The sequence below is a fragment of the Brevibacterium sp. LAARM3_SD1 genome (genome assembly GCF_057364765.1).
Genome location: NZ_JBNFOL010000022.1, coordinates 25850 through 38510, shown reverse-complemented (window position 1 = coordinate 38510; position 12661 = coordinate 25850). Strand labels below are relative to the sequence as shown.

The 12661-nt window shown below is 66.1% G+C and carries 9 protein-coding genes and 1 pseudogene; 7 read left to right on the top strand and 3 right to left on the bottom strand.

All coding sequences use genetic code 11. The features are described 5' to 3' along the window. Positions 1-3 precede the first annotated feature (3 nt). The 3 genes and pseudogenes from AC2W7L_RS12665 to AC2W7L_RS12655 all read left to right on the top strand — a co-directional run bounded on the left by AC2W7L_RS12665 (position 4) and on the right by AC2W7L_RS12655 (position 2641). On the top strand, positions 4-2022 hold the full coding sequence (locus tag AC2W7L_RS12665) for an oxidoreductase (RefSeq protein ID WP_486004745.1): 2019 nt from the start codon (positions 4-6) through the stop codon (positions 2020-2022). Then, a pseudogene (locus AC2W7L_RS12660) lies at positions 2019-2198 on the top strand (TetR family transcriptional regulator); the annotation flags it as partial. The gene AC2W7L_RS12665 and the pseudogene AC2W7L_RS12660, both read left to right, overlap by 4 nt. Before the next feature lie 89 nt (positions 2199-2287). Beyond that, a complete protein-coding gene (locus AC2W7L_RS12655; RefSeq protein ID WP_486004744.1) occupies positions 2288-2641 on the top strand; it encodes a TetR family transcriptional regulator C-terminal domain-containing protein in 354 nt (117 codons plus the stop codon). Between the two features lie 9 nt (positions 2642-2650). Here AC2W7L_RS12655 and AC2W7L_RS12650 read toward each other — a convergent pair whose 3' ends face one another. Beyond that, positions 2651-3964: an ATP-binding protein gene (locus AC2W7L_RS12650; RefSeq protein WP_486004743.1), complete on the bottom strand. Its 1314-nt coding sequence runs from the start codon at positions 3962-3964 to the stop codon at positions 2651-2653. Between the two features lie 174 nt (positions 3965-4138). Here AC2W7L_RS12650 and dapA point away from each other — a divergent pair, with 174 nt between their 5' ends. Together dapA and AC2W7L_RS12640 are read left to right on the top strand one after the other, a co-directional pair. Continuing rightward, a complete protein-coding gene (gene dapA / locus AC2W7L_RS12645) occupies positions 4139-5062 on the top strand; it encodes a 4-hydroxy-tetrahydrodipicolinate synthase (protein ID WP_062244047.1) in 924 nt (307 codons plus the stop codon). A gap of 34 nt (positions 5063-5096) precedes the next feature. Next, positions 5097-6743 (top strand): ribonuclease J, encoded by a 1647-nt coding sequence (locus AC2W7L_RS12640; protein ID WP_259358734.1) that lies wholly within the window; start codon positions 5097-5099, stop codon positions 6741-6743. A 293-nt stretch (positions 6744-7036) separates the two neighbouring features. Here AC2W7L_RS12640 and AC2W7L_RS12635 read toward each other — a convergent pair whose 3' ends face one another. Then, on the bottom strand, positions 7037-8938 hold the full coding sequence (locus tag AC2W7L_RS12635) for an L-lactate permease (RefSeq protein ID WP_486004742.1): 1902 nt from the start codon (positions 8936-8938) through the stop codon (positions 7037-7039). Between the two features lie 281 nt (positions 8939-9219). Between AC2W7L_RS12635 and aceB the strand changes: the two genes are divergently transcribed. Continuing rightward, on the top strand, positions 9220-10824 hold the full coding sequence (aceB, locus tag AC2W7L_RS12630; RefSeq protein WP_062244053.1) for a malate synthase A: 1605 nt from the start codon (positions 9220-9222) through the stop codon (positions 10822-10824). Between the two features lie 204 nt (positions 10825-11028). Further along, positions 11029-12231 (top strand): FAD-binding oxidoreductase, encoded by a 1203-nt coding sequence (locus AC2W7L_RS12625; protein WP_486004741.1) that lies wholly within the window; start codon positions 11029-11031, stop codon positions 12229-12231. Here AC2W7L_RS12625 and AC2W7L_RS12620 read toward each other — a convergent pair. Beyond that, complete coding sequence (locus AC2W7L_RS12620; protein WP_486004740.1) at positions 12191-12652, bottom strand: universal stress protein; 462 nt, start codon at positions 12650-12652, stop codon at positions 12191-12193. The genes AC2W7L_RS12625 and AC2W7L_RS12620 overlap by 41 nt on opposite strands. Positions 12653-12661 lie beyond the last annotated feature (9 nt).

Sequence of the window (12661 nt, the reverse complement as noted above, 5' to 3'; positions counted from 1 at the left end):
ATCATGTCAAAGCTGTTCCCGCACCTCTTCGAACCCATCACGCTGGGCTCCGCGACGATCCGCAACCGCATCGTCTCCTCCGGCCACGACACCGTCCTCGACGACCACGGCCACATCGGCGACGACCTCGTCGCCTACCACGAAGCCCGCGCGCAGGGCGGGGTCGGGCTCATCGTTCTCCAGGTCTCCGGCGTCCACGAAACCGCCCGCTACACCAGCCACGTCCTCATGGCCACCGACGAATCCTCCGTGCCCGGATACCAAGCCGTCGCCGAGGCGGTCCACCGTCACGGTGCCACGATCTTCGCCCAGCTCTTCCACCCCGGCCGCGAAGTCATGGACGGCGAGCGCGGAATGGCGCCCCGCGCCAAAGCCCCGAGCGACGAACCGCAGGAGCGTTTCAAGGTCGTCCCCGAAGCGCTGTCCACCGCCGAGGTCAAGGACATCATCGCCGGCTATGGACGCGCCGCAAAGCGCATCGCCGACTCCGGAATCGACGGCGTCGAGATCGTCGCCAGCCACGGCTACCTGCCCATCCAGTTCTTCAACCCGTCCGTGAACACCCGCACCGACGAATACGGCGGCAGTCCGGAGAATCGCCGCCGGTTCCTCGCCGAGGTGGCCCAGACCGTCCGCGAATCCGTGGGCCCCGACGTCGTGGTGGGCCTGCGGATCTCAGGCGAGGAGAAGACCGAGGACGGTCTCGTCGCCACCGAAATCCTCGACCTCATCGGCCACCTCGATTCCCTCCAGGCCGACGACGTCGATTGCCTCGACTACTACTCGATCACTGCCGGCGATTCCTCCACATTGCAGGGCGCCGTCCACATCGTGCCGTCGATGCAGATCGACCCGGGCTACGCCGCGAGCCTGTCCGAGCAGGTCAAGAAGATCACGGACAAGACCGTCATGGTTGCCGGCCGCATCAACCAACCCCACGAAGCCGAAACCGCGATCGCCGAAGGCCGCACCGACATGGCGATCATGACCCGCGCGATGATCTGCGACCCCGAGATCGCGAACAAATCCTCTGCCGACCGAGTCGATGAGATCCGCGCCTGCATCGGCTGCAACCAGGCCTGCATCGGCCACTTCCAACAGGGCGTGCCGATCTCGTGCATCCAATACCCCGAATCAGGTCGGGAACTGACCTTCCTTCCCCGACCGACAGTCCGCACCCGCCGCACAGTCCTCGTCATCGGCGGGGGACCGGCCGGACTCAAGGCCGCCGCGGTCGCCGCCGAACAGGGCGATGACGTCGTCCTGTGCGAGAGGGAGCCCCACCTCGGCGGGGCTGTGCTGCTGGCCCAGGAATTGCCGTACCGGTCCGAATTCGGGGGAGCAGCGACGAACCTCTCCGCCGAGGCGGCCCGCGCCGGAGTCGATATCCGCACCTCCGCACCGGCCACCCAGAACCTCATCACCGAGGTGGCCCCCGACCATGTCATCATCGCCACGGGAGCCGAGCAGCGCATGCCCGCCCTCGAGATCGCCGACGACGCCTTCGTCATCGGCGCCCGCGACTTTCTGCGCGAGGACCCGGTCCTGCCTCCCGGCCGTGTGCTCGTCACGGATTGGAAGGGCGATTGGATCGGACTCGGGATCGCCCTGCGCTTGGCCGAAGCCGGTCGACAAGTGAGTCTGGCGACGGCGGCGAACTTCGCGGGAGCCGCAATCCAGCAGTACACGCGGACCCTGCTCGTCTCTCAGGCACTGCGTTCCGGTCGGATCGACTTCATCAACGACTCCCGCCTCGTCGGCGTCGACGCCGATACCGGCTACCTGCAGTCCACACTCTGCGAAGTCGTCCACGAGGTCGACGATGTCGCCGCGACGATCGTGTCGGCGGCACCCAGGTCGGTTCCGGTCGACCTTGACTTCGGGGCCGCCTCGGTGACGGTGATCGGAGACGCCTTGGCCCCGCGCACGGTCGAGGAGGCCGTGTACGAAGGACTGACCGCAGCCACCGATCTGGCCACCAGGGAGCAGGTAGTCGCAGACGAACAGGCGGTCACGGCATGACCCCGCGTCCGGCTCAGCCGCCCGAGCAGGCCGAGGCGAAGAAGTTCGCGATCATCCAAGCGACCCTCGACTCCATCGTTGCCAGAGGACCCTCCGCCGTCCGGCTCGGAGACGTGGCGAAAGCGGTCGGCATGTCGATCGGCACCGTGCAGTACTATTTCGAGTCCCGTGACGACCTGCTCGCCCAGGCGTTCTCATTTCAGACCGCGACGGTGCTGCTGCACCTCGAAGAGATGGCGAAACAGGGCGATGACCCGCGCGACGGATGGCTCGCTATCGTCTCCACAATGCGTTCGCCGCCGTGCAAGGGGTGGGAATGCATGAGCAGCGGTCGCGGATCTGGCTCGAGCTCGTCACCGCCGCGCGTACAGACGAAGGCCTGCAGAACTGCGTCGATGCTGTGTTCGCAGGGTGGCGGAAGCTGTTCAGGACGATCGTCGACGACGGACTGGAGAGGCACGAATTCGAACTCTTCGACCTCTCCGCCACCGAGGTGGTCGACACGTTCATCGCCATCATCGACGGCTTCGACCTCGCCACCGTCGCCGGCCACGGACCTGATCCGCGCACCATGACGCGGATCCTCATCGAGACCGCGGACCGCCTGCTCGAAGGATAGGAAGTCGGGTCACAGCCGCGCGATCGTGTCGACGTCCTCGCTGAACTCCCGGGCCGTCTCCTCGGACACCGTCGCCCGAGTCGCTCGCAGCGCCTCGAGGTAGTCATCGGTCGAGAGCACTTCTGTGCGGGATGAGATATCGACCTGCTGTTGGCGCAGCGACGACGCCAGAGCTTCCTGCGATGCACGCCTCGCCGCATATTCGATATCGGCCGGGGTCAGCCCGTCACTGGCATGGACGAGCACCTCGAGATCGACACCGGCGATCGTGTGTTCGGGAATGTAGCGCGACCAGATCGCCTCCCGGGCGGTCGCATCGGGCAGTCCGATGGGAATGACGTAGTCGAAGCGCCCGTGCCGCAGGAACGCCGCATCGAGGGCGCGGACGAAATTCGTGGCACAGATGAGCAGCCGGCCCTCCCGATCCCGGAACTCCGCAACCTGCTTGAGCAGCTCGTTCGTCACCCCCTGCGTCGGCGACGGCGGCTCACCCCCGCGCTTCGACGCGATCTCCTCGACCTCATCGATGAACACCACGGCATGCTCGAGCTCGTTGATCTGCTCGAACGTCGTGCGCAGACCCGCGGCCACACCGCCGGGCTCACCGGACAGACGCGACGGAAACACCTCGACGAACGGCCAATCCAAGCGCGACGCCACGGCCTTCGCAAACGTCGTCTTCCCCGTCCCCGGAGGACCGAAGAGCATCACCGCCCGAGGCGGGACCACCCCGAAATGATCTGCGAGATCCGGTTCGGCCAATGGCACGACGAGGCGGTCCTCGAGCATGTCCTTCTCCTCCTGCATCCCACTCACCCCATCCCAGAGGTGGCGCGGCAGAATCCGTCCCCCGACCGCTTTGAGTCGGTCGAGTTCGCGACGCTGGACGGGCAGATGCCGTTCGACGTACTTCAAGCCGGAGCGGGTCTCGAAGCCATTGGCCACCAGGCCATCGCAAGCCGAGGTGCCTGCGGGAATGAGCATCGACAGCTTCCCCAACCCCAGCGGCATGAGACGACGTTCGAGCGCATCGAGCAGTCCCGCCTCGGCGCGGGTGCCCTGCTCCGGATCGGCACGCACCGCCTCGAGGACATGGAAGAACACGAGCACCCCCTGACCGTGGGCGGCGCGACCGACGGCGGCACCGACGATCTCCTCATCGCGGACGGCCACGACGGCCTGATTGCGCTGGCAGGCGGCCAGCACCTCGGAGAGCGGATAGAGCGGGGGAGCGGTTGCAGATTCCGGGACGGCGGCTTCGAAGAGACGGATGATTCCGTCGAGATCATCGTCATGGAAATCGCGGATGCGGGTGCGGGTCATCGAAAACTCCTTTGTTTCGGTGGCGGGCAGAGCTCAAGAGTAGACGATCGGGCTGGTGCGGGTGTGATCCGTCTCTCAACGTGACCGCATTAGCGCCGCAGGGGAGGCGAACGACATCCGCAACGCGGGTGGACCACTGCACTGATGACAGGACGTGGGCGCTATCCTGGATCTATGGCGATTCTCGGTGACCAGGCAGCAGCGACTGCCATTGACGCTTTCGGTTCCGTCGGCACGGCAATGGTGACCCCATTCAAACGCGACGGCAGCATCGACTATGCGTCTGTGGAGAAGGTGGCGAACCACCTCGTCGAGCTCGGCAACGACATGCTCGTCGTCTCCGGCACCACCGGCGAGTCTCCCACGACGACCGACGATGAGAAGGTCGAACTCATCCGCGTCGTCCGCGGTGTCATCGGCAAGCGGGCGAAGATCGTCGCCGGCACCGGCAACAACGTCACCGCACACACCATCGACCTCTCCCGCCGCTCGGCCGATGCCGGAGCCGACGGGATCCTGCTCGTCACCCCGTACTACTCGAAGCCGACCCAACCGGCGATCGAAGCTCATATGCGTGCGGCCGCCGACTCCACCGACCTGCCGGTCATGCTCTACGACATCCCCGGCCGCGCCGGTGCCCCGATCATCACGGACACCCTCCTGCGACTCTCCGACCACCCGAACATCCTCGCGGTCAAGGACGCCAAGGGCGACCTCTTCGCCTCCTCGTTCGTGATGAACAACTCCTCGCTCGTGTACTACTCCGGCGAAGACGCGCTCAACCTGCCGCTGCTGTCCCTCGGCGCCCTCGGGCTCGTGTCCGTGGCCGGGCACGTCTGCTCCGATCGGTTCGCCGCCATGGTCGCCGCAGTGGCGAACAACGACCTCAACACCGCACGCACCCTTTCCCGCGACACCGCGGACGTGGTGGATGCGCTCATGAACCACATGCCGGGAGTGATCTCGGCGAAGGCCGCTCTGCAGGCCCAAGGAATACTCGACAACCGCGACGTGCGTATGCCGCTGCTCCCAGCTGATGAGGACCAGATGGCGTTCGTCGCCGCCCAATTGACCAGGAGTGGTTACCTCAGTGAATAATGCATTGACCCAAGAACTGTCCCTCCCGCCGAGGATGGACAAAGAAGCCGTCCGCATCGTCGCACTCGGCGGACTCGGCGAAGTCGGCCGCAACATGACCGTCTTCGAATACCACGGCAAACTCCTCATCGTCGACTGCGGTGTGCTCTTCCCGGAAGAGGACCAGCCCGGCGTCGACCTCATCCTCCCCGATTTCTCCTACCTCGACGACCGCCTCGATGACATCATCGGTCTCGTCCTGACCCACGGCCACGAAGACCACATCGGCGCCGTTCCCTACCTGCTGCGCCGCAAGGGCGACATCCCGATCCTCGGCTCGCAGCTGACGATCGCGCTCATCGAAGCCAAGCTCAAAGAGCACCGCATCAAGCCCATCACCCGCGTGGTGAAGGAAGACGACGTCGACCAGCTCGGTCCCTTCGACCTCGAGTTCGTCGCCGTCAACCACTCGATCCCCGACGCCCTGGCCGTGTTCATCCGCACCGGCGCCGGAAACATCCTGCACACCGGTGACTTCAAGATGGACCAGCTGCCGCTCGACGGCCGCATCACCGACCTGCGCGCCTTCGCCCGCCTCGGCGAAGAGGGCGTCGACCTGTTCATGACGGACTCGACGAACGCCGAGGTCCCCGGCTTCACTGCGCTGGAGAAGGACATCGGGCCCGTGCTCGAGAACCTCTTCGGCACCGCCGAGCGCCGCATCATCGTCGCCTCGTTCTCCTCCCACGTCCACCGCGTGCAGCAGGTGCTCAACGCCGCCACCGCCCACGGCCGCAAGGTGGCCCTCGTCGGCCGCTCCATGGTGCGCAATATGAAGATCGCCGAAGACCTCGGCTACCTCAACGTGCCGGCCGGAACGCTCATCGACATCAAGAAGGTCGACGACTACCCCGAGGACCAGATCGTCCTCATGTGCACCGGCTCCCAGGGTGAGCCGATGGCCGCCCTGTCCCGGATGGCCAACCGCAACCACCGCGTCGACGTCGGCGACGGCGACACCGTCATCCTCGCCTCCTCGCTCATCCCCGGCAACGAGAACTCCGTGTTCAAGGTCATCAACGGCCTGATGAAGCTCGGCGCTCGTGTCATCTCGAAGGCCGACGCGAAGATCCACGTGTCCGGCCACGCCTCCGGCGGCGAGCTGCTCTACTGCTACAACATCGTCAAACCCCGCGGCGTCATGCCCGTCCACGGCGAATGGCGTCACCTGCTGGCCAACGCCCGCCACGCCGAGGCGACCGGAGTCGACCCGAACAACATCGTCCTGGCCGATGACGGCTGGGTCGTCGACCTCAAGGACGGCCACGCCGAGGTCGTCGGCGCTGTCGACTGCAACTACGTCTTCGTCGACGGTTCGTCGGTCGGTGAGATCACTGAGGCGGACCTCAAGGACCGACTCGTCCTGTCCGGCGAGGGCTTCGTGACGATCTTCATGGCCGTGAACTCGCAGACGAAGTCGCTCATCGCCGGACCCGAGATCCACGCCCGCGGTGTAGCCGAATCCGATGACGTCTTCGACTCGATCGTCCCGAAGGTCCAGAAGGCCGTCGAGGATGCGCTGCGCGACGGCACCACCGATCAGTACCAGCTCCAGCAGGTGGTGCGCCGCACCATCGGCCGCTGGGTGTCCTCGAAGCTGCGTCGCAAGCCGATGATCGTCCCCATGGTCGTCATCGTCTGAGACCCAGTCTTCGAGCGGCTCCGTCGGCGGTCGGCTCGACGGTCGGTCTGCTGCACAGACGAAACCGCGAACGCCCGCAGATGCCTCCTCGTGAGGCTCTGCGGGCGTTGTCGTGTTCTGGGCGAATCGCCTTTTGATCGGCACATCGTGTTTGAACCCGATGCGTGGATCAAAAGGCGATGACTCCGGCGGCAGTCCGCTCCGGGCGGTGTCGCCTGGGGCAGATCCGCCTCGAAATCCCGATGGAAATCGCGGAGGATCCACCCGCAGGAAGCAACTGCTGAGCGCAGCGCTCAGGCGCGGGCGGTGGGCTCCTGCTCGTCGTCGGGGTCCGCGCTGCGTATGTTGTCGGCGGCTGCGTCGCCTGCCGCGTCGCCCGCGCCAGCTCCTGCCTCAAGGCTCGGCAGCGGCTTGCCCGGGGAGCGGCGGATCATCACCACGACGACGGCGAGGCCGACGATGATCGCGGTGAGGACGACGGTGCCCGCATTGAAGCCCAGCCCGTTGAGGCCGACGAACGCCAGAGCACCCGCGGCCAGCGAATAGACGAGCATCGGGATCGAGGTCCGACGGATGAGCTCGCCCTCGCGACCGATGAGACCCACCGTCGCCGAGGCGGCCACGACGTTGTGCACGGCCACCATATTTCCAGCGGCCCCGCCGACCGCCTGAGCAGCGACCACCGTTTCGGGGCTGGCCGCGCCGATCGCGGTGCCGGTGGAGAACTGGAACTGCGAGAACATAACGTTCGAGACCGTGTTCGATCCCGCGACGAACGCACCCAGAGCGCCGACGAAGGGGGCGAACAGCGGCCAGGCGTCGCCCACGGAGCTGGCGGCCGCCTCGGCGAGGGTGACCGGCATCGAATCGAGACCCGCACCGTTGTAGTCGGCACCGGAGTTGATGAACACGCGCACCAGCGGCAGGGAGCACAGCAGGGCAACGGCGGCGCCGGCGATCTGCGAACCGGCGATCTGCCACGAGCCTGCGATCTGCTTCTTCGTCATCCGGTGGATGAAGTACGTCAGCCCGCAGGCGAGGACGAAGATCGCGCCGGGCGACCACAGCAGATCCATGTTCTGGCTGATCGGAGTGCCGAAGATGTTGTTGATCTGGATGACGGCGGGACCGTTGAGGAACTCTTTGATCGCGGGCACATTGCGCGTGATGAGCAGCAGTGCGACGACGATGAGGTAGGGCGACCACGCACGGGCCAGCGACATCTTCTTGGTCAGCTGCGCCTTCTCCTTGTTCGGGTCGACCGTGCCCATCCAGAACGCCGGCCACGTCTCACGCGGTGCGAAGTCCCAGGTCTTCTTCGGCATGAGGAAGCCCAACCGCGAGGTCGTCACGACGATGGCCAGACCGATGAGGCCGCCGAGCAGCGACGGGAACTCGGGTCCGAGCACATTGGCCACGATGAGGTAGGGGACGATCATCGCCAGGGCCGCGTAGATGGCGAACGGAGCGACGGCCAGTCCGTCGGCGAAGCGCCGATTAGCACCGAAGTACCCCGTCATCATGCAGGACAGGAGCAGGGGGATAAGAATGCCGCAGCAGGCGTGGATGAGCGCGACCTGGGTGGCGGTGTGAGCGACGAACTCGGCCTGGCCGAGGCCGAGCTGACCGGCGCGTTCGGCGACGTCGGCCGACATCGAGCCGTCCTCCTGAGACAGTCCGGTGCCGATGCCCACGACCATCGGGGTGCCCACGGCGCCGAAGCTCACCGGTGTCGACTGGATGATGAGACCGGCGAGGACCGCGGCGATTGCGGGGAAGCCGAGGGCCAGCAAGAGCGGGGCGACCACGGCCGCCGGAGTGCCGAAGCCGGCGGCACCTTCGATGAAGGAGCCGAAGAGCCACGCGATGATGATGACCTGCACGCGCCGGTCCGGGGAGATGGCGATGAAACCGGAGCGGATCGTCTCGATCGCTCCGGACCGCGTGATCGTGGCCAGGAGCAGAAGCGCGCCGAAGACGATCCACAGCAGTCCGATCGCGACGAGGAGGCCCTGGACGACCGATGCGCCGATCGTCACCCACTCGATCTGCCAGGCGAAGTTCGCCACGAGCGCGGCAGCGATCAGTCCGATCGGCATGGCGTATTTCGCAGGCCAGCGGAAGCCGATGAGAAGGATTCCGGCCAAGAGAATGGGGGAGAGGGCCAAGAGAGCTGCAACAGCGAGGTTGTCCACTTTTCAGTCCGATCCGCGGCGTCGTTGCCGCATCGGCGAGTCCATGAGAGATGTTCTCCTTATCCTCTCCAGCCCCACGGGCAGAGTCAATGAACGCACCGTCTCGAATGCAGGATAGGGTTTGACGAGACGTGCATCACCTCATATTCTTTCGTTGTGTGAACAAACGTTTTCACGATGTGAAAATGTCGCAGTCAAAACCCCGTTGACCAGCGAACATATCGCATCACCAGATGTGGATAAGGATGCAGCACCGATGTGCTGACTAAGGAGAACCATCGATGACCGCTCATATCGAAAACCTGGACATCCCCGCCGGGATGGAGATCACCGGTGAGCTGCCGGACGGGGCTGAGAAGGTCCTGACGCCCAAGGCGCTTGAGCTCATCGTCGACCTGCACCGGAAGTTCAACGGCGACCGTCTCGAGCGCCTCGAGGCGCGCAAGAAGCGCCAAGCCGAGATCGCCGCAGGCAAGGATCTCGACTTCCTCCCCGAGACCGCCGAGATCCGCAACGATCCCTCCTGGCAGGTCGCCCCTCCGGCACCCGGCCTCGAAGACCGCCGCGTCGAGGTCACCGGCCCGACCTACAAGAAGATGACGATCAACGCGCTCAACTCCGGCGCGAAGGTGTGGCTGGCCGACCAGGAAGACGCGAACACCCCGCAGTGGGATTCGGTCGTCCAGGGCCAGATCAACCTGCTCGATTCGCTCACTCGCGACATCGACTTCACTTCGCCCGAGGGCAAGGAATACAAGCTCGCCCCCGACGAGGAGCTGCCGACCATCGTCGTGCGCCCCCGCGGCTGGCACATGCCCGAGAAGCACATCCTCATCGACGGTGAGGAGACCTCCGGTTCGCTCGTCGACTTCGCGCTCTACTTCTCGACCGCCGGCCAGATCCAGATCGAGAAGGGCCGCGGCCCCTACTTCTACCTCGCGAAGATGGAGTCCCACCTCGAGGCCCGTCTGTGGAACCAGGTCTTCGAACACGCCGAGGACGCCTTCGGCCTGTCCCGCGGCACCATCCGAGCCACCGTGCTCATCGAGACCTACACCGCGGCCTTCGAGATGGAGGAGATCCTCTACGAGCTGCGCGAACACTCCGCCGGACTCAACGCCGGCCGCTGGGACTACATCTTCTCCGTGATCAAGAACTTCCGCTCCCGCGGCTCCGATTACCTGCTGCCGGACCGTTCGGACGTGACGATGACGGTGCCGTTCATGCGCGCCTACACCGAACTGCTCGTGCGCACCTGCCACAAGCGCGGGGCACATGCCATCGGCGGAATGTCCGCATTCGTTCCCTCGAAGGACGAAACCGCGAACAAGGCCGCTTTCGACAAGGTCCGCGAGGACAAGTCGCGTGAGGCCTCCAACGGTTTCGACGGCTCCTGGGTCGCTCACCCCGGAATGGTTGCACTCTGCAAGGAGGTCTTCACGGAGACCCTCGGCGACAAGCCCAACCAGATCGACAACAAGCGCGAAGACGTCAACGTCACCGCCGCCGATCTCCTCGACGTGAAGTCGACCCCGGGCGCGATGACCGAGGCCGGTCTGCGCACCAACGTGTCTGTCGGCATCCAGTACCTGCGCGCCTGGCTCGAAGGCAACGGCGCGGTCGCCATCAACGGACTCATGGAGGACGCCGCGACCGCCGAGATCTCCCGCTCCCAGGTGTGGCAGTGGTGTGATGCCGGAATCACGCTGGACTCCGGTGAGAAGGTGACGAAGGAACTCGTCGAGCGCATCGTCGCCGAGGAGGTCGCCAAGCTGCCCGGGGACGACGCAGGTTGGAAGGACGCCACCGACACCTTCGTCTCGGTCGCCCTCGACCCCGAGTACGTCGACTTCCTCACCCTGCCGGCCTACGCCCGCATGCCGTGATCCGTACGTCGCGATCTGCGCGTCGTGAGCGACTCCGGCCGCACCGCGCGCCCTGACCAGGGCATGCAGGTACGCGGTCGGTGACGACGCCGAACGCCTCCGAAATCTGTGCCTCGCGCACCGATTTCGGAGGCGTTCTTCGTTAAGCTCGACATACACACGCGCGCAGCGCAGCGCCCGAGACAGCAGGAACGGAAGGTGCGGATGAGCCTGACCACAGACGAACTGCCCCGACTGGCCAGTCCCGGCAGCATCGCCGAACTCTCCGAACTCATGGCCCGCGCGCACGCCGAGAACCGCACCGTGGCCGTGTTCGGCGGCGGCACCGCCTTCGATGATCATCCGCCCGCGTCGACTCCGGGCCTGCTCATCGACCTGACCTCGATCGCCGAGGTGGCCGACCATTTCAACGCCGGCGATGCCGTCCGCGCCGGAGCCGGAACCCGGATCAGCGCGCTCAACAGGTCCGCGGCCCCATCGGGACGGGAGATCCTCGCCGACCTTCCCCCAGACCGCATCGATGCCGGCGCCACCCTCGGCGGAATGATCGCCACCGCGGCCACCGGGCCGCGCCAACTGCGCCGGCCGCGGCTGGCTGAGACAGTCCTGTCCGTGACGACCGTCGCCGCCGACGGGACCATCGCCCGCACAGCCCACGGCCTCCACCCGGATCTGAGCAGCCGGGATCTGCGCCGACTCGTCACCGGATCGTGGGGGACCCGGGCGATCATCGCCGAGGCCGAGATCCGTCTGACCCGGCGACCCGAAACTCAGCGGTTCGTGTGGATTCCCGGCACCGAGGCGGCCGCCGACCTCGTCATCGCCCGCCGTGTCCCCGATGCGGTCGTCATCGAACGCCCACCCGGTTCACCGGCGGCGACGGTGGTCCTCATCGAAGGGGAGGCCGACGAGGTCGAGGCCGAGGTGAGCCACCTCGTCGAATGGAATCCGGGAGCGACCACGTGCGGGGAGCCGGAATGGTGGGGGAGCAGAGCGCGGCTGGCCGCAACCACCGGGGTGTCCGTGGCACCGGGTTTCATCCCGACTCTCATCGATGCCGTCGACCGGTTGGAGACGACGATCGGCTACCCGCTGCAGCTGCGCGGAAATGCGACAGGGTCGTTCGAGCTGGGCATCGGGGCCCCGGAATCCGAACCGGGAATGGCCACGCGCGTGCCCTCGAACATCTGCGCAGCTTCGGCCTGCACTTCCTCGCCGCCCGGCTCATCCACGCACCCGCACCGGTCTGGGATGAGGTCGACGCATGGGGTCCGCAGCCGGGACGACGGGGTTTGGAAGAGCTCAAGGCGCTCGTCGATCCGCGCGGGATCTTGGCCCCGGGTCGCGGAATCGCCGGAGTCTAACCTTACTTCACCAACAGCACGGGGCATTCGGCCTCGAGGATGACCTGCTGCGCGCTCGATCCGAGCAGCAGCTTCACCACGGGTGAGCGTCGCTTCGTGCTCATGACGATGAGCGCAGCGTCGTGCTCGTCGGCCAGGCCGAGGATCTGCTCGGCCGGATCGGGACCGGAGCGGTGGACGGCATACTCGAGTCCCGCCTCGGCGAGGGCGGCACCCAGCTTGGTGCATTCGGCCAGGGGAGACGTCGACGGTGCCGTCGTCGTGTCCGTGCCGAACACGACCGCCTGCACCGCCGCGTTCTCACGACGGGCCGCAGCGATCGCCTGCTCGAACACTTCGTCGGAGGAATCCGAACGCAGAGCCAGGACGACGGTCGCGGACGCCGAATCGATGTTCGGCGAGGCGGTGACCTGCAGGGACGGGGCGGGGAAGCGGCGGTGTGGAGCCGAATAGAGATCAGTCATCGCAGGTCT